Origin of the sequence: Phycicoccus sp. 3266, from assembly GCF_031456495.1 — a bacterium.
Taxonomy (GTDB): domain Bacteria; phylum Actinomycetota; class Actinomycetes; order Actinomycetales; family Dermatophilaceae; genus Pedococcus.
Genome location: NZ_JAVDUW010000001.1, coordinates 1,517,254 through 1,539,188, shown reverse-complemented (window position 1 = coordinate 1,539,188; position 21,935 = coordinate 1,517,254). Strand labels below are relative to the sequence as shown.

22 protein-coding genes are annotated in these 21,935 nt (G+C 74.7%); 7 read left to right on the top strand and 15 right to left on the bottom strand.

The genetic code is table 11. The annotated features are described in order from the left end of the window. Window positions 1-9: 9 nt before the first annotated feature. Window positions 10-1,164: an SGNH/GDSL hydrolase family protein gene (locus J2X64_RS07395; RefSeq protein ID WP_310151759.1), complete on the bottom strand. Its 1,155-nt coding sequence runs from the start codon at window positions 1,162-1,164 to the stop codon at window positions 10-12. Further along, window positions 1,161-1,751: a TetR-like C-terminal domain-containing protein gene (locus J2X64_RS07390; protein ID WP_310151757.1), complete on the bottom strand. Its 591-nt coding sequence runs from the start codon at window positions 1,749-1,751 to the stop codon at window positions 1,161-1,163. Before J2X64_RS07390 ends, J2X64_RS07395 begins: the two co-directional genes overlap by 4 nt. A 185-nt stretch (window positions 1,752-1,936) precedes the next feature. Here J2X64_RS07390 and J2X64_RS07385 point away from each other — a divergent pair, with 185 nt between their 5' ends. Continuing rightward, on the top strand, window positions 1,937-2,695 hold the full coding sequence (locus tag J2X64_RS07385) for a DUF6498-containing protein (protein ID WP_310151754.1): 759 nt from the start codon (window positions 1,937-1,939) through the stop codon (window positions 2,693-2,695). Window positions 2,696-2,707: 12 nt separating this feature from the next. Here the strand turns inward: J2X64_RS07385 and J2X64_RS07380 are convergent, their stop codons facing one another. Further along, window positions 2,708-4,393, bottom strand: a complete 1,686-nt coding sequence (locus J2X64_RS07380) for a DUF885 domain-containing protein (RefSeq protein ID WP_310151751.1) — start codon at window positions 4,391-4,393, stop codon at window positions 2,708-2,710. A gap of 154 nt (window positions 4,394-4,547) precedes the next feature. On the opposite strand from J2X64_RS07380, the gene J2X64_RS07375 reads away from it, so the two are divergent. Next, entirely contained in the window at window positions 4,548-5,813 is a 1,266-nt protein-coding gene (locus tag J2X64_RS07375) for an MFS transporter (RefSeq protein WP_310151748.1), read from the top strand. Here J2X64_RS07375 and J2X64_RS07370 read toward each other — a convergent pair. From J2X64_RS07370 to J2X64_RS07325, 10 genes are all read right to left on the bottom strand, one after another. After that, on the bottom strand, window positions 5,810-6,415 hold the full coding sequence (locus J2X64_RS07370; RefSeq protein WP_310151745.1) for a bacterial proteasome activator family protein: 606 nt from the start codon (window positions 6,413-6,415) through the stop codon (window positions 5,810-5,812). The two genes, J2X64_RS07375 and J2X64_RS07370, sit on opposite strands and share 4 nt — an antisense overlap. 15 nt (window positions 6,416-6,430) lie before the next feature. Beyond that, window positions 6,431-6,952 carry a nitroreductase/quinone reductase family protein gene (locus J2X64_RS07365; protein ID WP_310151742.1) on the bottom strand — a complete coding sequence of 174 codons (522 nt, stop codon included), beginning with the start codon at window positions 6,950-6,952 and terminating at the stop codon, window positions 6,431-6,433. 10 nt (window positions 6,953-6,962) lie between these two features. Then, window positions 6,963-7,325 carry a DUF1304 domain-containing protein gene (locus J2X64_RS07360; RefSeq protein ID WP_310151739.1) on the bottom strand — a complete coding sequence of 121 codons (363 nt, stop codon included), beginning with the start codon at window positions 7,323-7,325 and terminating at the stop codon, window positions 6,963-6,965. A gap of 5 nt (window positions 7,326-7,330) precedes the next feature. Then, on the bottom strand, window positions 7,331-8,629 hold the full coding sequence (locus J2X64_RS07355; protein WP_310151737.1) for an MFS transporter: 1,299 nt from the start codon (window positions 8,627-8,629) through the stop codon (window positions 7,331-7,333). Window positions 8,630-8,901: 272 nt separating this feature from the next. Next, a complete protein-coding gene (locus tag J2X64_RS07350; protein ID WP_310151734.1) occupies window positions 8,902-9,879 on the bottom strand; it encodes an NAD(P)H-quinone oxidoreductase in 978 nt (325 codons plus the stop codon). Continuing rightward, window positions 9,876-10,478, bottom strand: a complete 603-nt coding sequence (locus J2X64_RS07345) for an NTP transferase domain-containing protein (RefSeq protein WP_310151731.1) — start codon at window positions 10,476-10,478, stop codon at window positions 9,876-9,878. Before J2X64_RS07345 ends, J2X64_RS07350 begins: the two co-directional genes overlap by 4 nt. Before the next feature lie 15 nt (window positions 10,479-10,493). After that, window positions 10,494-11,237: a D-alanyl-D-alanine carboxypeptidase family protein gene (locus J2X64_RS07340; RefSeq protein WP_310151729.1), complete on the bottom strand. Its 744-nt coding sequence runs from the start codon at window positions 11,235-11,237 to the stop codon at window positions 10,494-10,496. A gap of 41 nt (window positions 11,238-11,278) precedes the next feature. Continuing rightward, window positions 11,279-12,091: an IclR family transcriptional regulator gene (locus J2X64_RS07335; RefSeq protein ID WP_310151725.1), complete on the bottom strand. Its 813-nt coding sequence runs from the start codon at window positions 12,089-12,091 to the stop codon at window positions 11,279-11,281. Then, window positions 12,084-12,776 carry a response regulator gene (locus tag J2X64_RS07330; protein WP_310151722.1) on the bottom strand — a complete coding sequence of 231 codons (693 nt, stop codon included), beginning with the start codon at window positions 12,774-12,776 and terminating at the stop codon, window positions 12,084-12,086. The genes J2X64_RS07335 and J2X64_RS07330 overlap by 8 nt, the downstream gene beginning before the upstream one ends. Beyond that, the gene (locus tag J2X64_RS07325; RefSeq protein WP_310151720.1) at window positions 12,773-14,392 is read right to left on the bottom strand and encodes an ATP-binding protein; all 1,620 of its coding nucleotides are present in this window, start codon (window positions 14,390-14,392) and stop codon (window positions 12,773-12,775) included. The genes J2X64_RS07330 and J2X64_RS07325 overlap by 4 nt, the downstream gene beginning before the upstream one ends. A gap of 130 nt (window positions 14,393-14,522) precedes the next feature. Between J2X64_RS07325 and J2X64_RS07320 the strand changes: the two genes are divergently transcribed. The 4 genes from J2X64_RS07320 to J2X64_RS07305 are packed head-to-tail and all read left to right on the top strand — an operon-like array spanning window position 14,523 to window position 18,084. Continuing rightward, entirely contained in the window at window positions 14,523-15,533 is a 1,011-nt protein-coding gene (locus J2X64_RS07320; protein ID WP_310151717.1) for a tripartite tricarboxylate transporter substrate binding protein, read from the top strand. Further along, window positions 15,530-16,042, top strand: a complete 513-nt coding sequence (locus tag J2X64_RS07315) for a tripartite tricarboxylate transporter TctB family protein (RefSeq protein WP_310151713.1) — start codon at window positions 15,530-15,532, stop codon at window positions 16,040-16,042. Before J2X64_RS07320 ends, J2X64_RS07315 begins: the two co-directional genes overlap by 4 nt. After that, complete coding sequence (locus J2X64_RS07310) at window positions 16,042-17,682, top strand: tripartite tricarboxylate transporter permease (protein ID WP_310151709.1); 1,641 nt, start codon at window positions 16,042-16,044, stop codon at window positions 17,680-17,682. The genes J2X64_RS07315 and J2X64_RS07310 overlap by 1 nt, the downstream gene beginning before the upstream one ends. A 9-nt stretch (window positions 17,683-17,691) precedes the next feature. Then, window positions 17,692-18,084: a universal stress protein gene (locus J2X64_RS07305; protein WP_310151707.1), complete on the top strand. Its 393-nt coding sequence runs from the start codon at window positions 17,692-17,694 to the stop codon at window positions 18,082-18,084. Window positions 18,085-18,236: 152 nt separating this feature from the next. Here the strand turns inward: J2X64_RS07305 and J2X64_RS07300 are convergent, their stop codons facing one another. Together J2X64_RS07300 and J2X64_RS07295 are read right to left on the bottom strand one after the other, a co-directional pair. Continuing rightward, window positions 18,237-19,043 (bottom strand): hypothetical protein, encoded by an 807-nt coding sequence (locus J2X64_RS07300; RefSeq protein WP_310151704.1) that lies wholly within the window; start codon window positions 19,041-19,043, stop codon window positions 18,237-18,239. Between the two features lie 30 nt (window positions 19,044-19,073). Continuing rightward, a complete protein-coding gene (locus tag J2X64_RS07295; protein ID WP_310151701.1) occupies window positions 19,074-20,084 on the bottom strand; it encodes a hypothetical protein in 1,011 nt (336 codons plus the stop codon). Window positions 20,085-20,288: 204 nt separating this feature from the next. Here J2X64_RS07295 and hutH point away from each other — a divergent pair, with 204 nt between their 5' ends. Continuing rightward, the gene (gene hutH, locus J2X64_RS07290; RefSeq protein WP_397444018.1) at window positions 20,289-21,854 is read left to right on the top strand and encodes a histidine ammonia-lyase; all 1,566 of its coding nucleotides are present in this window, start codon (window positions 20,289-20,291) and stop codon (window positions 21,852-21,854) included. Window positions 21,855-21,935 lie beyond the last annotated feature (81 nt).

Genomic DNA, 21,935 nt, shown 5'->3' with positions numbered 1-21,935 from the left:
GGTGCCCGGTCAGGCCGCGAAGGGACCGCCCGCGCCGAACACCGCTGCGGCGAAGCGCTCGCCCACCAGCTGCTGCGTCTGGGCGTCGGGGTGCAGGTCGTCGGGCAGCGGCAGCCGGGCCTCGTCCTGCGGGCCGTAGAGCGTGAGCCCGTCGAGCAGGTACAGCGCGTCGTCGTCGGCGCTCCGAGCGGCCACCACCTCCGCGAGCACCTCGCGCACCACCTCGAGCGTGAGCCGCCCGGCCGCGACCTCGGCCGGGTTCCCCGTGGCGACGAAGCGCAGCTGGCCCGTGCCGAACGACGCGGGGTCGAACGCGGCCGGTCCGGGTGTCTGCTCGTGGATGGGGCAGTACAGCGGTGACACCAGCAGCAGCGGCGCCGTCGGGTGGCCGTCGCGGATCGTGTCGAGGTACCCGTGGAGGGCCGGCCCGAGGGCCCGGCGGCGCATCACGTCGCCGTTGACGAGGTTGATGCCCACCGCGAGGCTGACGAGGTCGGCCGGGGTGTCGCGCAGGGTGGTCGCCACGAAGGGGTCGAGCAGCGCGCTCCCGCCGAGGCCGAGGTTGACGAGGTCGACGCCGGCCGAGCGCGCGGCCACCACGGGCCAGGTGCCCGTCGGTCGGGTCGCGTTGGAGCCCTGGCTGATCGAGCTGCCGTGGTGCACCCACCGGCGCCGGGTGCGCGGAAGTGGGGCCAGTGCAGCGTCGCTGCGCAGGGCGACCAGCGCGGTCTCCTCGTTGTGCGGCAGCCACACCTCGACGTCGTGCTCGCCGGGCGGCAGTGCGATGGCCAGGGTGGTTGGCTCGCCCTCACGCAGCTCGGACCGCCCTGTCGCGAGGTCGATCACGAGGTCGTCGCCCCCGGTCGCGGTGAGCTCGTCGGTGACCTCGCCGTCGACGACGACGTCGTACCGGCCGGCCGGGCGCGGCGGCGCACCCGGGTAGACCCGCTTGGTCGGGAGCACGTCGAGCTCCACCCGGTCGGACCCGGTGCGGAACGCGAGCCGGACCCCGGCGGGCTGCGCCTGCGCCATGAGGACCTGCGGGTCGCCGCCGGCGCGCAGACGGGCGGAGGCCGGCAGGCGGTGCAGCCGGGTCGCCCGACCGGTCTGCTCGAGCTCGGCGACGCCGACGACGAGGTCGGTGGTCAGGGGGGTGTGGATCACTGCGGGTCTCCGGTGGGGTCGTGGTCGGTCCAGGTCTGCAGGGTGTGGTGCACGGCGTCGAGGATCGCGGTCCAGCTGCTCGTGGCCGCCGGGGCACTGTGGTCGAAGCCGCCGGCGAGCTCGAGGTCGACGAAGCCGTGGACCACGCTGCCGACGAGGCGGACCGCGTGGGTCCGCGCGTCGCCGTCGAGGTGGTAGCCGCGCAGGACCGCGCCCAACAGGTCGGCGTGGCGGGGTCCGGCGCTGTCGGCGGCGGTCGCGGCGTCGAGCGGTGTCTGCATCGCGGCCCAGCGGCCGGGGTGCCGGGCGGCATATGCGCGGTAGGTGTCGCCCAGGGCGCCGAGCGCGTGGCGGCCCGACCGACCGGCCAGCGCGTCGGCGAGCAGCGTCGCGGTCTCGTCGAGCGCGAGCAGGGCGACCCGGCGGCGCAGGTCCGGGGTGCCGCCGACGTGGGCGTAGATGCTGGCGGTCCGGACCCCGAAGCGTCGGGCGACCGCGGCAGCGGTGACCGCCTCGAGCCCGTCGGCGTCCGCCAGCTCGGCGGCCGCGACGGTGAGCCGCTCGGCGGTGAGGCCGGCGCGTGGCATTCCTACTCCATTTCGTCGATTGCCTAATGAGTGTAGGAAAACGGGACGCCCCTGTCGAACCCGAGCGGCCGCGCCCGGCGGCTCAGCCGTTCGGACGGGGGTGAGCGGTAACGCGCGGCGCCGGCGAGGCACCCCGGCATACCCTCGCGTCGTCGCACACCGGAAGAGCAGGGGGAGACGCGCCGATGTTGTTGCGCCTGCTGGGGCTGCAGGCCCTGGGGTCACTCGCCGCCACGCTGCCGCCCCGGGCCGCGCGGGCGGCCACCCTGCTGGTCCTCGTGCTCGCGAACACGATCCCGCTGTGGGCCGTCGCGACCGGGCGCTGGGGAGCCGGCGACGTGCTCGTCGTGTTCTGGCTCGAGAACGTGGCGGTCGGGGTGTGGACGCTCGTCCGGATCGCGACCGCCCTGGGGGCCCTCGCCCCCACCCGGAACGGCACCCCGGCCATGGCGTTCACGGGCGGCGGGCCCGCGATCGCCCTCCCGGCGGTCGTGGCCAGGGTGTTCTTCGCGGGGTTCTTCTGCGTGCACTACGGCGCGTTCACCCTGGCGCACGGCATCTTCACGTGGCGGCTCGCGCACCGGCTCGGGACGACGGGCAGCGTCGGCGGCTACCTGCTCGTCCTGCTCGCACTGGTCGCGAGCCACGGCGTCGCGACGGCCGTGTACTGGTTCGCCCGCGGTGAACGGCTGACCACGGGGCCGCAGCAGGCGATGGCGCAGCCGTACGGGCGGGTCGTCGTGCTGCACGTGGTCGTCCTCGGGAGCGCCTTCCTCCTCGCACGCGACGGTGGCGGCACCATCGACGCCGGCGGCCCGGTCGCCGGCGCGACGGCCGTGCTGCCGGCCGTCGCGCTCGTGGTCCTCAAGACCCTCGTCGACTCCGGCCTGCACCTGCGGGCGCACCGCGCCACGGACGCCCCGGTCCCCGTGCCCGTTGCCTGACGCCGGGGCGACTCAGGGCAGGCGGATCTGCACCACCGCGTCGAGGACGGCCAGGGGCAGCGACCCGGAGTCGAGCACGGCATTGTGGAACTGCCGGATGTCGAAGGCGTCGCCCTGCCGCTGCTGCGCCTCGCGCCGGATCCGCAGCAGCTCCAGCCGGCCGACCATGTAGCTGCACGCCTGCGCGGGGTAGGTGGCGTACCGGTCGATCTCCGCACGCACGCCCTCGAGCGCCATCGCGCAGTGCCCGGCCATGTAGTCGACCGCCTGCTGGCGGCTCCAACCCAGCGCGTGCATGCCTGTGTCGACGACGAGTCGGCAGGCGCGCATGGAGTCCATCGTCAGCATGCCGAGCCGCTCGAGCGGCCCTGAGTACAGGCCCATCTCGTCGGACAGCCGCTCGGTGTAGAGCCCCCAGCCCTCGGCGTAGGCGTTGAAGACGACGTGCCGCCGGTAGTCGGGGAGGTCCGTGAGCTCGACCGCGATGGCGAGCTGGAGGTGGTGGCCGGGGATGCCCTCGTGGTACGCCAGCGCCTCGATCTCGTGCCGGCCCCAGCGCGACGGCGGCGAGGTGTTGACGAAGAACGTCCCCGGCCTGGAGCCGTCGTCGGCCGGTGGGTAGTAGTAGGCCGCGGCGCCGTGCTCGGTCGCCTGGACCACGCAGTCGGCCTGCGGCAGGCGGTCGAACCACTCGGGCATGGCCGCGCGGGCCTTGGCGAACGCCGCCTCCGACGCGGCGACGATGTCCTCGCTGCTGGTGTGGCGGCCGTCGGGGTCCGTGCGCAGGCGCTCGCGGACCGCGGCCGGGTCGTCGAGGCCGAAGACCTCACCGCCGAGCCGGCGGTACTCCTCGTCGAGCGCCTCGATCTGGGCCAGGCCGAGGTCGTGGATCTCCTGCGCCGACAGGGACGTCGTGGTGTGGTGCGCCAGCAGCGTGGCGTAGGTGGCGGCCCCGTCGGGAAGGTGCGCGAGGCCGACCTGCTCGTCGCTGCGGGCGTGCGGGGCGACCTCGTCGCGCAGCACGTCGCGGTACCGGGCCAGGCCCGGGCGCACGTCCTGCTCGACCGCCTCGCGCAGGCCGGCTCGCCATGCGTCGGTGTCGAGCCCCTCCGGCGCGGTGGCCGTCACGAGCAGCGGGTCCTCCTCGAGCGGGAGGGCCAGCCACTGGTCGACCTGCTCGACGACGCCGTCGACCGCGAACGCCGCGGGCGTGCGGCCGGCGGCGACCCCCTCACGGTGCCGCTCGGCGAGGTCGTGGAGGTGCCGCCCGATGCCGCGGTACTTGTCGACCATCGCCTCGGCCACCTCGACCGTCGGCAGCGCGAGCATGGGCACCGTCACCTGCAGGTCGGACTGGATGCCGAAGACGGGGTTCGCGCTGAGCTCGGCCATCCGCGTGGCGGCGACGTCGGCCTGGCTGTCGGCGTCGAAGGCGACCATGTCGCGGGTGATGCGGTCCTGCAGCTCCAGGCCCTCGTCGGGGATGGCCCGCGCGCGCTCGGCGAACTCGCGCGCCGCCGCCACCTGCTCGTCCTCCGCGGCCCGGCTCGCGTCCTCGTAGCGGCCGGCGTGGCGGTAGTCGCCGATCATGTGGGCCCAGGTCGGGTTCGTGGTCATCTGCCAGGCGTCGAAGTCGTCGGCCAGCTGCCGGACCGCCTCGCCCCCGCTCGTCGCGTCAGTCATGGTGCCGTCGGTCATGGTGCCGAACGTATCGGTGCCCGGCGACGCCCGACAGCCGGTTTCCGCCGCACGGCCACGGGCTCCCCAGCAGCGCCCCACCGTTTGCCCCGGAGCGCCCCATCGTTTGGCCGGGCGGCCGCCGTCGCCCGCGGGCCCGGGGCACACTGTGCGGGTGACGACCACCGCCCCCGGCTGGCTGCGCGCCGACCCGGACTTCCGCCGGTACTGGACGGCGCGCCTCACCTCGCTCACCGGGTCGCTCGTCACGGCCGTCGCGATGCCCGTCCTCGTCTACCGGATCAGCGGCTCGCCCGGCCTCACCGCGCTCACCACCACCCTCGAGGCGCTGCCGTACCTCCTCTTCGGGCTGTTCTCCGGCGTCGTCGGCGACCGGCTCGACCGCAAGCGGGTCATGGTGGGCGCCGACCTCGCCAACGTCGTCGTCATCGGGACGGTGCCGCTCGCCTGGTGGCTGGGACACCTCACGGTCGCCCACGTGCTCGTCGCGGGGTTCGTCGCGCAGTCGCTCTTCACGTTCTTCGACGGGGCCAACTTCGGCGCCCTGCCCGTTCTGGTCGGGCGCGAGCGGGTCGGCGAGGCGAACGCCGCCATCTGGGGAGTCGGCGGCATGCTCGACCTGTGCGTCCCCGCCGGGGTCGGCCTCGCGCTGGCGGTGATGCACCCGGCCGACCTGCTGGTGCTGGACGCGCTGACCTTCCTCGTCTCGGCCCTGCTCGTCCGCTCGATCGGGCGGGCCCTGTCCACCGCCCGCGAGCGCGCCGCATCGGCCGGGTTCGCCGTCGGTGCCCGGTCCGTCCTCGCCGACATCCGTGACGGCCAGCGGTTCCTGTGGCAGCACGCGGGCGTGCGGTCCAACACCGTCATCGGCGCGCTGCAGTCGCTGGCCGGTGCCGGGTTCATGGCGCTCGCGGTCCCGTGGTGCGACCGGGTGCTCGGCGTGGGGACGAGCGGCTGGCGGTTCGGCCTCGTCTTCAGCATGTGGGGCGTCGGCGGCATCCTCGCGGCCTGGCTGACCCCCCGCCTGCTGCGCCGGGTCGGGACCGCCCGGCTCACGCTGCTCGCGATCCCGGTGTCGGCCGCCGGCGGGCTGGTGGTCGCCACGACGACCACGTGGCTGGTCGCGGTCGTGGCGATGGTCGGCTGGGGCGTCGCGTACCAGCTCGTCGTCATCAACTCGCTGACCTACCGCCAGCAGGTCACGCCCGAGCACCTGCTCAGCCGGGTCAACACCGCCGGCCGGATGCTCTCCTGGGGCATCGGCTGGACGGTCGGGGCGCTCGCCGCGGGCGGGCTGGCCAACGAGTGGGGCGTACGCCGCGCGATGGTGAGCGTCGTCGCCGTCGGCGTGCTCGCCGCGGCATACGCGTGGCTCTCGCCCCTGCGCCGCATCGCCCGCGAGCCGGAGGTGGCCGCCTAGAGGTACTGGCCGGTGGGCCCGCTCTCGCGGTGCTCGGGGCCGCCCGGGTGCAGGCCCGGGCCACTGGGCATCCCGGGGCCGCCGTCCATCGGCGCCTGGCCGGGCGGGAGCGCGCGCCGCATCTGCGCCAGCTGCTGCTGGGCCGCCATCTGCTGGGCGAACAGCGCGGTCTGGATGCCGTGGAAGAGCCCCTCGAGCCAGCCCACGAGCTGGGCCTGCGCGATCCGCAGCTCGGCATCGGTGGGCGCCTCGTCCTCGCGGAACGGCAGGGCGATCCGCTCGAGCTCCTCGATGAGCTCGGGGGCCAGGCCGTCCTCGAGCTCCTTGATCGAGCGGCGGTGGATCTCGGCCAGGCGTGCGCGTCCCGCCTCGTCCAGGGGCGCGTTGCGCACCTCCTCGAGCAGCTGCTTGATCATCGAGCCGATCCGCATGACCTTGGCCGGCTGCTCGACGAGGTCGGCCGGATTGGTCGGGCCGTCCTCGCTCTCCTCGTGGTGGGAGACGCCCATGCCGTCCTGCGTGACGACGACCACCCGGTGCGGGTCGCGGTCGCCCTCGGCGTCGGGGCTGGTCTGGCCTTCCGGTCGCGGCTGCTCGCTCATGCGTCCCATCCTGCCTCAGCCGCGCGGGGCGGGCTGGAGGAGCCAGACCGTGATCGTGCGGTGGGCCGCCCGCCGGCGGTATGCCGGGTAGCCGGCGTACATCGCGGCGGCCGTGTCCCAGACGGCCTCCGCCTCCGCGCCGCTGAGCAGCCGTGCCCGGACCCGGACCGACCGGTCGTGGTGGGTGAGGACCCCGCTGGGGTCGGCGCGCAGGTTGTGCACCCAACCGGGGGTTGCCTCCCCGCCGTAGTTCGACCCGATGACGGCCAGGTGCTCCCCGCAGGGGATGGCGAGCAGGTGGCTCTGGCGCTCCCGGCCCGTGCGGGCGCCACGGGTGGTGAGCGTGACGGTGGGGACGCCGGCGAGTGCCTCGGTGGCGGTGCGACCTCCCGCCAGTCGGCGCACGGCGGTGTCCAGGGGCGCAACGACCCGGCTCGCGACCCGGGCCCCCGGCGCGCTGGCGACGAGCCGGTGCAGGGCGTGCCGCACCGGGCCGGCGTGCGCCGCGGGGAGCCCGAGGTCGGCCCACAGTCCCATGGCCGGACCGTCAGCCGGCGAGCAGGACGGCAGCCAGGGCGACGGCACCCGGCAGGGCCTGCACGAGCAGGATGCGCCGGCTCGCGGTGGCCGCGCCGTACAGCCCGGCCACGATGACGCAGAGCAGGAAGAAGACCGCGAACCCGAAGCGCAGGTGCTCGGGGCCCACGAGGCTCCAGACGAGACCCGCCGCGAGGAAGCCGTTGTAGAGGCCCTGGTTGCCCGCCAGCGTGCGGGTCGCCTCGGCGAACTCGGGCGTCAGGCCGAACGCCGCACGGCCGCGCGGGGTGGTCCACAGCGCCATCTCCAGCACCACGATGTAGAGGTGGACCAGGGCCACGAGGGCCACCAGCACGGTGGCGAGCACGCTCATGCCGCTCAGCGTGGCACGGCCTCGGCCGCGAGGGGGCCGTTCGCGGCCGGCTCGCCGGGGGCGTCGCCCGGTGCGGCCTGCACCGTCGCGGCGTGGCCCGCCCGATCGAACCGGCGCAGCACGACCCGTGACACGAGTGCCACGACCAGGGCGGTGGCCGTCGCGGTCACCGCCACGGCGAACGCAGCCCGGTGCCCCGAGTCGTCGGCCAGCCGGCCGGCGACCGCGGACCCCAGCGCGTAGCCGAGCCCCGTCGCAGCGGCCAGCAGCGTCATCGCCGAGCCCACGCGGGTCGGGGGCGCCACACGCTCGCCGAGGGTGAAGGTGGTGATCATGTAGGGCGCCACGACGAAGCCGAGCAGCAGCACGACCGCCACGAGCGACCCCAGCGAGCCCACGAGCAGCAGGGGCAGCGACAGCACGAGCAGGCCACCGGCGGCGGCGAGCAGGCGCGTCGTGAGCGCCACCCGCTCGGGCACCGCGGCGAGCGCGACGCCGGCCGCCACGCTGCCCACGCCCAGCAGGGCGTGCACGAGACCTGCGCTGCCGGGGTGGCCGGCACTGGTCGCGAGCACGGCCGTGCCGGTCTGCACCGAGCCGAAGACGGTGCCGATGAGGAGCTGGGCGAGCAGCAGGATGCCGAGCGGGACGGTCCACAGCCGGGTCCGGGCCCCGGCGGCGGCACGGACCGCGTGGGTGAGCCGGGCGGAGTCGTGCAGGGCGAACCCGGTGCCGAAGACGAGCAGCAGCACCGCCGCCAGCACGAGCCCCGCACCGGGCGCGGCCACCGACACGAGCACCCCCAGCAGCGCCGGCCCGAGGACGAACGACGCCTCGTCGGCGGCGCCCTCGTACGAGAAGGCGGTGGACACCAGCCGCGGCTGCAGGCTTCCCTGCCCGGCGGTCAGCGGCCGCCACCGCACGCGGGCCATCGGCCCGACCTGCGGCAGGAACGCACCGGTCACGCCGGCTGCGGTGACGAGGACGGCCGCGGGTCGCCCGGCCGCGGCCAGCGCGACGAGGGCCAGCAGCCCCAGGCCCGCGACGACCGACTGCACGAGCAGGACGGGCCGCTGCCCGACCCGGTCGGCGACCGCCGCGGCCAGCGGCGAGGCGACCGCGCTCACCACGGCGAGCGTGCCGGCGGCCAGGCCGCCCGCGGCATACGAACCGGTCGTGTGGGACACGAGCAGGAGGGCACCCATCTGGCTCATGGCCAGGGGTAGGCGCGCGAGGAAGGCGGTGACGACGTAGGCGGGACCGGCCACCGAGAACAGGCGGCGGTAGGAGGCGATGGGCGACACGGGTTCTCGTTCTGAGCGGGGCGAGGGCACGCCGAAACGGGCGTGCGCCGCACCCGCCTCCAAGACGCACAGGAACCCTTTGCCGCCCCCAAGGATACGCCGCCCGGCGAGGTGCCCCTGCCCGATCGCTCGTCTGCGCACAGACGTCCGTCCCACTGCGCACGGATCCGCTCACTGCGCAGTGGGACGCAGGTGTGTGAACAGACGAGCGGGGCCGGCCCCCGGGGGGTGGGGGCGGGGGCGGGGGCGCGAGGGGTCAGGGCGTCAGGCGGTCAGGGCGTCAGGAGGATCTTGCCGACGTGGCCGCTGGACTCGAGCTCGCGGTGGGCGGCTGCCGCGTCGGCGAGCGGGTACCGGCCGTGGACGACCGGGCGCACCCGACCCGCCTCGACGAGGGGCCAGACGTGCTCGCGCACGGCGGCGACGATGGTGGCCTTCTCGCCCGCAGGCCGCGCGCGCAGCGACGTCGCGATGACGGCGGCCCGCTTGGCCAGGAGCTTGCCGAGGTCGAGCTCGGCGGTGCGACCGCCCTGGAGGCCGATGATGACGAGCCGCCCGTTGGGGGCGAGGACGTCGACGTTGCACGCCAGGTACTTCGCGCCCATGTTGTCGAGCACGACGTCGGCCCCCGCCCCGCCGGTCGCGGCCCGCACCCGCTCGACGAAGTCCACCTCGCGGTAGTTGACGAGCACCTCGGCGCCCAGCTCGCGACAGGCCTCGAGCTTCTCGGCCGTGCCCGCGGTGACCGCGACGTGCGCGCCGACCTCGCGCGCGAGCTGGATCGCCATGGTGCCGATGCCGGAGGAGCCGCCGTGGACGAGCAGCGTCTGCCCGGGCAGCAGGTTCGCCGTCATGAAGACGTTGGACCAGACCGTGCTGACGACCTCGGGCAGGGCCGCCGCGTCCTCCAGCGACACGCCCGCGGGGACGGGCAGCAGCTGCCCGGCCGGCACGCAGACCAGCTCGGCGTAGCCGCCGCCGGACAGGAGCGCGCAGACCTCGTCGCCGACCGACCAGCCCTCGACGCCCTCGCCGAGCGCGTCGACGGTGCCGCTGACCTCCAGCCCCGGGTACTCGGGGGCGCCGGGCGGCGGCGGGTAGTGGCCCATCCGCTGCATGACGTCCGCGCGGTTGACCCCGGCGGCCGCGACCCGCACCCGGACCTCGCCGGCCGCGGGCTGGGGGTCGGGCACCTCGTCGAGGACGAGGGCGTCGGCGTCTCCGGGCTGGGGGATCGTGATGGCCTTCACGGGCCGAGCCTATGGCGTGCCCGTTCGAGGTCGTCCGGGGTGTCGACGTCGAGTGCCGCCGGGTCCGCGACCTCGACCGCCTCGACCCGCAGCCGGTCGAGCAGCCGCATGAGGGGCGCCCCCGCGGCTGGCGTCGGGACCGCCGCGCGCAGGGCGTCGACCCGGTATGCCGCGAGCAGCGGCTGCACCCGCCCGCCAGCGTCGCGGGCGGCCACCACCTCGGGCGCGGAGCCGGTGCCGTGCCCGCCGGAGCCGGTGCCGCCGCCCGCCACGAGGCGGCTCGCGAGGTCGGGTGCCGCGGGCGCGGCATACGGCATGTCGCCACCGAGGGCGACGAGGACGGGCGTCGCGACGTGCGGGAGGGCGGCGGCCAGCGCGGCGACCGGACCTCCCCCGGGCGGGTCCTCGCGCAGCCAGGTGACCCCGCGCGTGGTCGGGCGGCGCTCGCCGACGCACAGGACCGCCCAGTCGCCGGGCAGGCCGTCGAGCAGCCGGTCGAGGACGGTGGCGCCGCCGAGGTCGGCTCGGGTCTTGTCGCCGCCGAAGCGCCGCCCCGTGCCCCCGCACAGCACGACGGCGGTCACGGGGGTGTCGGGCACCCGGCCATTGTGGGGTCAGCCGGCGGCGGTCGGCAGCCTGGGCGGGCAGGTGGACGTGGCGAGGTACTCGAAGTGCCACCACTCGTTGTCGTAGGTGCGGCAGATCCCGTACGCCGGTCCGTGCACCTCGAGCCAGGCGGCGACCGCCTGCGGGTGGACGTCGACGGCGTACCCCTTGACGTGGGCGGACCGGCTCGGCGGCAGGACCCACCTGCCGGCCTCGGCCGCCGAGCCGTAGGTCGCGACGGCCCGGTCGAACAGGACCTGCTGGTAGGCGCGGCTGCGCCAGGCGGAGCGGATCTGCGGGTGGAGCCCGCCGGCCCGGGCGGCGGCGAAGGCCCGGTCGAAGGCACGGGCCGCCGAGGGCTGCATGTTCGTCGTCCCGCGGACGGGCGCGTCCAGGGCGATGCTGACGGCCGGTGCCGGGATGCGGTCGGTGACGACAGGGGCGAATGCCGTGGAGCCGGCCGGGCGGTGCGCCTGCCTTGCGGGCGTGGTGGCGCTGGTCGGGGAGGTGGTGCGGGACTGCGGAGCCACCGGGTGGGCCGTCGTGGGCCTGACCGGCGGACGCACACCCCTGCCGGGCTGAGCGCCTGCCGCGACCACGCCGGTGGACGCACGACCGGCTCCGGCGGGGTCCCGGCTCCACGCGGCATACCCCGCGGCGCCGCCCGCCACGAGCAGGGCCACGGCCGCAGCAGCAGCGCGTCGCACCACCCGGCGTCGCCGGCGTCCCGCCGACTGGTGAGTCGTCGTCATGGTCCCCCCTCGGTCCCGCAGGCCAGTGTGGCAGGCGGGTGTCAGTGGACGCCGCGGATGCGCGCGGTCAGTGCGGCCGCGGTGCGGGTCACGGCTGCGACGAGGCGCTCCTGCTCGGCCGTGTCGACCTCGTCCCGGGGGAAGGTGACCGCGATGCCGGCGACCGGGTGGCCGGTGTGGTCGAGGACGGCCCGGGCGACCGAGGCGAGACCGGGGCTGACCGAGCCGTCCTCGGTGGCGTAGCCGCGCGTGCGCACCGCCGCGAGCTCGCGGCGCAGCTCGGTGACGCTCGCGGGGCCGCGCCCGTCGCGCTGGACGAGCGTGTCCCTGTGCGGGAAGAGGGCCCGGACCTGCGCTGCGGGCAGCTCGGCCAGCATGGCCAGGCCGCTGGCCGTGAGGGTGGCCGGCAGCCGCACGCCGACGTCGGTGACGAGCAGCGGGCGGCCGGGCGCGCGCTCCTCGATGACGTAGAGGACGTCGCGGCCGTGCAGCACCGCCAGGTGCGCGTTGTGGGTCGTCGCGTCCACGAGCCGGCCGAGGAGCGGGCGGGCGATCCGCTGCAGCGGCGCCTGGCGCTGGTAGGCCGACCCCAGCTCGAAGGCCGCGACGCCCAGGCCGTAGCGCCGGTCCTCGGGCAGGTGCGTGACGAAGCCGGCGTCCCGCAGCACCGCCAGCAGGTGGTACGTCGTCGAGCGCGGAAGGCCCAGGTCCCGCGCGATCGCCCCGGCGGGCAGGGGCTCGGTGTGCCGCGCCAGCAGGGTGAGCACGTCGAGCGCGTGCCGGGCTGCCGGGGCGTTGGCGGACGACGCGGCGCGGGTCCCGGGCCCGGGTTCGCGGCCCGGCGCCTCAGGCACGGCGGTAGCGCCGTTCCGGGCGGCCGGTGCTGCCGTAGCGGAGGGTGACCTCCGCGCGCCCGGTGCTGACGAAGTACTCCAGGTAGCGCCGGGCGCTCACCCGGGAGATGCCCACCGCCTCGGCGGCCTCGGTCGCCGACAGGGTGCCGTCGGCGGTCCGCAGCGCGTCGGCGACGACGGCCACCGTCTCCGGGCTGAGGCCCTTGGGCAGCACGGTGGATCCCGAGCCGGCGCGGGCGAGGACCCGGTCGATCTCGGCCTGGCCGTCGACCCGGTCGGCGTCGCCGCGCAGGAGCTGGCGCTGAGCGGCATACCGCTCCAGGCGCTCGCGCAGGTCCTGGAAGCCGAACGGCTTTAGCACGTAGTCGACCACGCCGCGCTGGATCGCCCCGCGGACGGCGTCGAGCTCGCGGGCCGCGGTGATGACGATGACGTCGCAGTCGCTGCCCGCCTGCCGCAGCTCGCCGAGGACGTCGAGGCCGAACCGGTCGGGCAGGTACATGTCGAGCAGCACGAGGTCCGGCTGGGTCCCGGCGACCTGGGTGAGGGCGTCGGCCGCGGTGTGCGCGACACCGACCACCTCGAAGCCCTCAACCTTCTCGACGAACCCCGTGTGCACCCGGGCCACCATGAAGTCGTCGTCGACGATGAGGACGCGGATCGCGGCGCCGGTCACCCGGCTCACCGGGTCACCGCCTCGGGGACGGGGGTGACCGTGAGGTGGGCGGTGAAGACCGCTCCGTCGGCCGTGTTGTGGAACCCCGCCTCGCCACCGCGGCGACGGCACACCAGCCGGGTGAGCGCGAGCCCGATCCCGTGCTCGCCCTCGCCCTCGGTCTTGCTCGTCACGCCCTGCTCGAAGACGGAGTCCGCGACCTCGTCCGCGACGCCTGGCCCGGAGTCCCGGACCGTGATCCGCACCGTGGTGCTGTCGTGGGCGATGCCCACCTCGACCCACGAGCCGGCGCTGCCGGCTGCGGCGTCGATCGCGTTGTCGACGAGGTTGCCGACCACGGTCGCGACGTCGGCGGAGTCCTCGGTGTCGAGCCGGTCGAGCGAGGTGTCGTCGCTGATCCGCAGGTCGACCCGGCGCTCGGCCGCGATCGACGCCTTGGCCATGAGGAGCACCCCGACGGCGGGGTCGCGGACCCGGCTGTTGACCGACAGGTCGAGGGAGTGGCGGCGCTCGCTGACCGCGTCGACGTAGCGGACGACCTCGTCGTACTCGCCGATCTGGATGAGGCCGCTGATCGTGTGCAGCTGGTTGGCGAACTCGTGCCGTTGGGCCCGCAGCAGCTGGGTGCTGCTGCGGAACGACCCGAGCTCGCGCTCGAGCGCGGCCAGGGCGGTGCGGTCGCGCAGCGTGGTGACGGTGCCGAGGTGGCGGCCGTCCTTGTCGACGCTCATCCGGTTCATGACCAGCACCCGCCCGCGGCGGACCACCACCTCGTCGGTGGCCTCGCCGTCGCCGGTGAGCACCGTCAGCAGGCGCCCGGTGATCCGCAGGTCGGCCAGGCTCAGCCCGGTGGCGTGCTCGGGCAGGTCGAGCAGGCGACGGGCCACGTCGTTGACCAGGGTGATCCGCCCCTGCGGGTCGAGCGCGACCACGCCCTCGGCGATGCCGTAGAGCAGGGCCTCGCGGTGCTCGACGAGCCCGGTGATCTCCTCGGGCTCCATGCCGAGGGTCTGCCGCTTGATCCGCTCCGCCAGCAGCCACGACCCGACGAGCCCCACGATGAGGGCGGTGCCCAGGTAGGTGAGCAGGTACGAGGAGGCGCCCCGAAGCCGTTGCCACGCCGACGGGAACGCCTCGGTGATCATGACGGTGCCGAGGTGCTCACCGACGTGCTCGTCCGCCACGCTGAAGACCGGGACCTGGCTCACGAGCTGGCGCTGCCCGAACAGCTCGAGCGTGCCCGACCAGCTCGCTCCGTCGGCAACGGCCTTGCGCGGCAACGGGATCCGGCCACCCTCCAGCGAGGGGTCGGTGGAGGTGCGCACGTTCTCGTCGGCGTCGGCGAAGGTCACCGACGTCACCCGGGACTGCGTCACCACCGACTGCCCCAGCGTGGCGAGACCGGTGCGGGTGGACGGCGTGGCGAGGTTGGTCCGGACGAGGGGGTTGCCGCCGAGCTGCTCGGCCAGCGCGCTGACCCGGCGTCCCTCGACCCCGCGGAACGTCGCCTCGGACTGCGCGAGGGACACTGCACCGACGAGCACGAGCACCACGATGACCACCGCCAGCTGCAGGACGAGCAGCTGGCCGGCCAGGGTGGGCCGCCGGCGCCGGCGTACGAACACTATGAACTCAACCTTCACTGCTGACAGAAGGGGGACGGGCCGGGGAGGTGGCCGCCACGATCATGGCGCTCGCCTCCCCGCGAGCGGAAGTCTCCCCCCTGAACGTCCTGCACGACGAAAGGTCTCAACGATGAGAGCCCGTCCCACGACCGTCCTCGCGGCCGCCACCGCCGTGGCCGCCCTGCTGCTCAGCGCCTGCGGCGCCACGGCCGCCAAGGGCACCGCCTCGTCCTCGTCCGACGGCGGCAAGCCCGCGACGGGCCTGCAGCTCATGGTCCCGAACAGCCCCGGTGGCGGCTACGACACGACCGCCCGCACCGCCGCCAAGGTCATGGAGGCCCAGAAGATCACCGGCTCCGTCCAGGTGTTCAACCTGCCCGGTGCCGGTGGCACCGTCGGACTGCAGCGGGTCGTGAACGAGAAGGGCAACGGCAAGCTCGCCATGCAGATGGGGCTGGGCGTCGTCGGCGCGGCATACACCCAGAAGTCGAAGGCGACGCTCGCCGAGACCACGCCGATCGCCAAGCTGATCGAGGAGGCCGGCGCGATCGTCGTGCCGAAGGACTCCCCGTACAAGGACATCAACCAGCTCGTCGCCGCGTGGAAGGCCGACCCCAAGAAGGTCGCCGTCGGCGGCGGCTCCTCCCCGGGTGGCCCCGACCACCTGCTGCCGATGCAGCTCGCCAAGGCGGTCGGCATCGACCCCAAGCAGGTCAGCTACGTCTCCTACGACGGTGGCGGTGAGCTCCTGCCGGCGCTCCTGGGCAACAAGATCGCCTTCGGTGCCAGCGGCTTCGGCGAGTTCCTCGACCAGGTCGAGGCGGGCGACGTGCGCGTCCTCGCGGTGACCAGCGAGCAGCCGATCGAGGCGCTCAAGGACGTCAAGACCCTCAAGGAGCAGGGGATCGACCTGGTCTTCACCAACTGGCGCGGCATCGTGGCGCCCCCCGGCATCTCCGACGCCGACAAGAAGGCCTGGACCGACGCGCTGACGAAGATGCACGACACGCAGGCGTGGAAGGACGAGGAGAAGAAGCGCGGCTGGACCGACGCCTTCCAGACCGGTGACGAGTTCAGCACCTTCATGAAGGAGCAGGACACCCAGGTCGCCGAGATCCTCAAGCAGCTCGGCCTGGCATGACCCAGCCCACCTCGGGCCGCCCGCAGGTCAAGGACCGCGCACAGTACGGACTGTGCGCGGGCCTTGCCCTGCTCGGCGCCTACGTCCTGTTCGACGCCAGCCGGATCGGCCACGTCTCCAGCAGCAACGACCCGGTGGGCCCCAAGCCCATGCCGATCCTGCTCGGGGTGCTGCTGCTCGTCGTGGCCGTCTTCTACGCCATCGACGTCGCCCGTGGCGGCGCAGGCGAGGCGGAGGAGGGTGAGGACGTCGACCTGTCGACCAGCGTCGACTGGCGCACCATCGGCCTGCTCGTCGCCGCCTTCGCGGTCAACGCCCTGCTCATCGAGCCGCTCGGCTGGGTGATCAGCGGGGCCCTGCTCTTCGCGGGCTCGGCCTTCGCGCTCGGCAACCGCCACCACGTCCGGGGCCTCGCGGCGGGGCTGGCCCTGTCGCTCATCACCTTCTACGCGTTCGCGATCGGGCTCGGGGTCAACCTGCCCGCCGGCATACTCCAGGGAATCCTCTGATGGACAACCTCCTGAGCCTCCTCGGGGGCTTCGGCGACGTCCTGTCGCCGATGAACCTCCTCATCGCCCTGCTCGGCGTCACCGTCGGCACCGCCGTCGGCGTCCTGCCGGGCATCGGGCCGGCCATGACCGTGGCCCTGCTCCTGCCCATCACCTACGGCCTGCAGCCCGTCGAGGGCCTGATCCTGTTCGCCGGCATCTTCTACGGCGGCATGTACGGCGGGTCGACGACCTCGATCCTGCTCAACACCCCGGGTGAGTCGGCGTCGGTCGTGACCGCGATCGAGGGCAACAAGATGGCCAAGGCGGGACGGGCCGCCCAGGCGCTCGCGACGTCCGCCATCGGCTCGTTCATCGCGGGCACCATCGGCACCCTCGGGATCGTCTTCCTCATGCCGCAGGTGGCGAAGTTCGCGATCAGCCTCGGTGCGCCGGAGTACCTCGCGATCATCCTGCTCACCTTCACGGGCGTGACGGCCGTCCTCGGCGCCTCGCGGGTGCGCGGCCTCGCCTCGCTGCTCGTCGGCCTGACCATCGGCGTCGTCGGCATCGACTTCGTCACCGGCCAGCAGCGCCTCACCGGCGGACTGCCGCAGCTCGCGGACGGCATCGACGTGGTCGTGGTTGCGGTCGGCATCTTCGCGGTCGGCGAGGCACTGTGGGTCGCGGCGCACCTGCGGCGCAAGGCCGGCGAGGTCATCCCCGTCGGCCGGCCGTGGATGGGGCGCAGCGACTGGTCGCGGTCGTGGAAGCCGTGGCTGCGCGGCACCCTGCTCGGCTTCCCGTTCGGCGCGATGCCTGCGGGGGGCGCGGAGATCCCGACGCTGCTGTCCTACACGGCCGAGAAGAAGCTCTCGAAGCACCCGGAGGAGTTCGGCAAGGGCGCCATCGAGGGCGTCGCCGGCCCGGAGGCGGCCAACAACGCCTCCGCCGCCGGCACGCTGGTGCCGATGCTGGCCCTCGGCCTGCCGACCAACGCCACGGCAGCGATCATGCTGGCCGCCCTCCAGGGCTGGGGCATCGAGCCGGGGCCGCTCCTGCTCACCAAGGAGCCGGCGCTGGTCTGGGCGCTCATCGCCAGCCTGTTCATCGGCAACACGATGCTGCTGCTGCTCAACCTGCCCCTCGCCCCGGCGTGGGCCAAGCTGCTGCAGATCCCGCGGCCCTACCTCTACGCGGGCATCCTGTTCTTCGCGTCCATGGGTGCGTATGCCGTGAACAGCCAGCCGTTCGACCTGTGGCTGCTGCTCGTGCTGGGTCTGCTCGGGTTCGCCATGCGGCGCTTCGGGCTCCCGGTGCTCCCGCTCATCGTGGGGGTCATCCTGGGCCCGCTCGTCGAGCGCAAGGGCCGGCAGTCGCTCCAGCTCACCGGTGGCGACATCTCCGGGCTGGTCGGCGGCCCGGTGGCGTGGGTCTGCTACGTCCTGATCGTGCTCGCCCTCGCCTGGCCGCTGATCGGTGCGCTGCTGCGACGCGGTCGCGGCGGGCACGGAGACGACCGTCCCGGTGGCGGCGACGGAAGTGGTGGCGGCTCCGCCGAGGCGGACGGCGACGAGATGAGGTCGGAGCGACCGGCCGACGTCCGGGCAGCCGTGGCGCAGTCCGGACGTAGTGGCAGCGAACCCGGCTGGGCCGGCTGAGGAGGAACGATGACGGTGCTCACGGGGTACGTCCCCAACGCGTTCGGCGAGGCGGCGCTCTCGCACGCGGCCCAGGAGGCCCGGCGGCGGCACGAGCCGCTGCTCGTGGTCAACATGTCGCGCGACGACGTGCTCGCCGACGCCCACCGGGCGCCCGACGACCAGCTCGCGCGGGTCGGCCGCGACCTGGCCGAGCTCGGCCTCGACGCCAGCGTGCGCCGGGTCGAGGAGGGCAGCGACCCCGCCGAGGCGCTGCTCGCGGTGGCGCGGGAGGTCGACGCCTCGGTGCTCGTCATCGGCCTGCGCCACCGCACCCCGGTCGGCAAGCTCATCCTCGGCTCGACGGCGCAGCGCGTGCTGCTCGACGCCCCGTGCCCGGTCCTGGCGGTCAAGCCCGCCTGACGGGTTGCCCTCCGCGCCGGGTGCCCGGTGCGCGCCGGGTGCCCGGTACGCGCCGGACGCCCGGTACGCGCCGGACGCCCGGTTCGCGCCGGACGCCCGGCGCGAACCGCAGCGGGCACGGGCCCGGGCCGTGTGGCCGCCCGGTGCGCCCGTCAGTCGCCGTCGACCGGGTCGGGTCCCGCCGGACCCGACCCGGTCGGCCGCGCCCGCCCCGAGGCACGTCGGCGCAGGCCGACCTGCCGGACGACCTCCGGCACGCTCGCGACGGTCGCCAGGAGCAGTGCCACCACGGTGACGTACCGGGGGTCGTCCCGGCTGAGGGTCCAGGCGATGCCGGAGACGAAGACCAGCACGAGCAGGGCGCGCCCCGCGAGCCGCCACGCGGGCTCCGGCGACCGGTCGGGCGCCGACGGGAGGAGGCCGGAGCCGTGGTCGTCGGCGGCCGCCTCCACGAGGGTCCGGCGCTCGAGCACCCGGGCGCGGTCGGAGTCGAGCTCGCCCGCCCCGCGGTAGGGGAACCCGGGCGCCACCGGGAGATCGAGCGCGGCCGCCAGGGTGCGCCACCCGTCCTCCGGCGACGAGGGTGACCGCAGCACGAGCAGGAGCTCCTGCGGGTCGGCCCCGAGCCACCGTTCGAGCTCGGCCGCCGTCGAGCGGGCGGCCCCGGCGTCCAGGCCGTTGACCTTGCCGGCGGTCCAGCCCACGGTGGCGCGTCGCCTGCCGCGGGCCCACAGCTGCAGTGCGCTGCGCCACTCCCCGACCACGAGCAGCAGGCCCGTGCCGACCTTGCTCACCTCCTCGGCGACCCGCTCGAGCGCCGCCTGGTCGGCCGAGCCGACGTCGACCAGGGTCCAGCCCGGCACGGCGGCGGGCGCCATCCGCACCGTCGACAGCGCCCAGACGGCCCGGCGCTCGAGGTCGGCGGGCGCGGCCCGGACCATGAGCACCATGGCGGTCACGCCGTGCCCCCGCTCACCGGGCGCCCGCGGTCATGACCCGGTGGCCTTCTTGGTGACCACGTGCCGCCGGTGGGTGAGGAACTCCTCTCGCGCGTCTCCCCAGTAGCCCCAGGGGAACTCGGTCGCGTGCGGCCCGACGGCGACGAGCTGGTCGTACGCGTCGTCGAACCGGTGGAGGTGGAACAGCACCCGGACGAGCAGGTTGCGGGTCTGCGCCGTGAGGTGGTGACCGGCGTCGGCGTTCGCCTCGACGTACGCCTGCCCGCGACGGACCGCGTCCTCGACCCGGGCGGGGTCCTGGGTCAGCGCGGTCGACGGGTCCTCGGCGAGGTGCTCGAGGACGGCGTCGAGCGGCAGCTCCTGGATGCGAGCGTCGGCCGGCGTTCCGTCGACCGCCTCGTGCACGAACGCGTACATCTGCTCGTGCGAGCCGAACCACTTCTTCGCCAGGAACTGCATCGCCTGCGAGGTGCCCTCGTAGTGGTACCGGTCGACCTCCCACAGCGTCTCGACGTAGCCGCGCAGGACGTCGGCCGGAGCCTCGAGCCCGCGGGCGTGGACGATGGCGAGGGCCCACGGCTCGGGGTCGCCCGGCGAGAGGTCCACCGCCCGCTGGATCTGCGCAGTGGCGTCGGCGAGCGTCGTGTGGAAGGCCTCGAACTGCTCCCGGGTGACGTCCTTGGCACGGGCGTGGCTGCGCTGCTCCCAGGCCTGCAGGACCAGGAGCCGGGAGGCGACGACGGCCAGGTCGGGGTCGTCGGGTGCCTCGGCCCGCCAGGCCTCCAGCCACTGCGGCGCCTGCAGGGACGCCTGGCCGAGCGTGGAGACGAGGTGGCTGCGGTCGCCCCAGGCCTGGTTCTGCCGGGTCCAGGCGAGCAGCTCGGCGGCCGGCGCGTGCTCGCCGCGCAGGGCGGCCTCGACGGCCGGGAGCGCGAAGTCGGCGGGTGCGTCCACCACCACCGCGTCGTCCGGTGCGAGCTGGGCCGTGAGCCCGGGCCCGTCCCTCATGGCCTTGCGGGCGTCGTTGAGCTTCTTGAACACCGGTTCCCCCTCCGTTGCGGTGGGCGCAACCTACAGGGCGCGGGCGCCGATGACGAGGGGCCGGGAGCTGCCACCCGAGCGCTGGCGGCCTCCCCGTGGCCACTCGCGACGCGCGGCGGGGCCCTGACGGTCGGTCTCGGATGCGAGACGGTATGCCGCCGCCGTGGCTGTGCGCCGCGCCCCGGCTCGGCTGCAATGGAGGGCATGACCACCACGTCCCCCTCCGTCGCGACGGTCCTCGTCGGCACCGGGCCGCTGTCGTTCGACGACGTCGTCGCCGTGGCCCGCCAAGACGCGCGGGTCGAGCTCGACCCCGCAGCGCTCGAGGAGGTCCGACGCACCCGCGGGGTCGTCGAGGCGCTGGCCGACGACACCCAGCCCCACTACGGCGTCTCGACCGGGTTCGGCGCCCTCGCCACTCGGCACATCCCGGTCGAGCTGCGCGCCCAGCTGCAGCGCTCGCTGGTGCGCTCGCACGCCGCCGGCTCCGGTCCGGAGGTCGAGCGCGAGGTCGTGCGGGCGCTGATGCTCCTGCGCATCTCGACCCTCGCCACCGGCCGCACCGGCATCCGCGAGGAGACGCTCTCCACCTACGTCGCGATGCTCAACGCCGGCATCACCCCGGTGGTCCACGAGTACGGCTCGCTCGGCTGCTCCGGTGACCTGGCCCCGCTCTCGCACTGCGCGCTCGCGCTCATGGGCGAGGGCGTCGTCCGGGATGCTGCCGGGGAGCGGATGCCCACGTCCGAGGCCTTCGCCACTGCCGGCATCACCCCGGTCGAGCTGCGCGAGAAGGAGGGCCTGGCCCTCATCAACGGCACCGACGGCATGCTGGGCCAGCTCGTGCTCGCGATCACCGACCTGCGCCGGCTGCTCACCGTCGCCGACCTCACCGCCGCGATGAGCGTCGAGGGGCAGCTCGGAACCGACGACGTCTTCGCCGCCGACCTGCACGCCCTGCGCCCCCAGCCGGGCCAGGCGCGATCCGCCGCCAACCTCCGGAAACTGTTGCAGGACAGCGCCATCCGCGACAGCCACCGCGACCCTGAGGCGTGCACGCGGGTCCAGGACGCGTACTCCCTGCGCTGCTCGCCCCAGGTCGCCGGCGCGGTCCGCGACACGGTGGAGTATGCCGCGACGGTGGCCGGCTTCGAGCTGGCGTCGGCCGTCGACAACCCGGTCGTCACCCCGGACGGCCGCGTCGAGTCGAACGGCAACTTCCACGGGGCGCCGGTCGCCTACGTCCTCGACTTCCTCGCGATCGTGGCTGCCGACCTGGCCTCGATCAGCGAGCGGCGCACCGACCGGTTCCTCGATGTGGCGCGCAACCACGGGCTGCACGCGTTCCTCGCCGACGACCCGGGCGTGGACAGCGGCCACATGATCGCCCAGTACACGCAGGCGGCGATCGTCTCCGAGCTCAAGCGCCTCGCGGCTCCCGCCTCGGTCGACTCGATCCCCTCGAGCGCCATGCAGGAGGACCACGTCTCGATGGGGTGGTCCGCGGCCCGCAAGCTGCGCCGCTCGGTGGACGGCCTGACCCGGGTGCTCGCGATCGAGCTGCTCACCGCGGCCCGTGCCCTCGACCTGCGGGCCCCGCTGCAGCCCGCACCCGCCACGGCAGCGGTCGTCCGCGCCCTGCGGGAGGCCGGTGCGGCCGGACCCGGCACCGACCGCTTCCTCGCCCCCGAGATCGAGGTCGCGGTGCAGCTCGTCGCGAGCGGCGCCGCCGTCGCCGCGGCCGAGTCGGTCACCGGCCCCCTCGACTGACACCACGGCATACCGACCAACCGACAGGACCCTACCGACCCAGGTCTTTGAGCGTTCCCCGCGGCCCTGCCCGCCGAGATC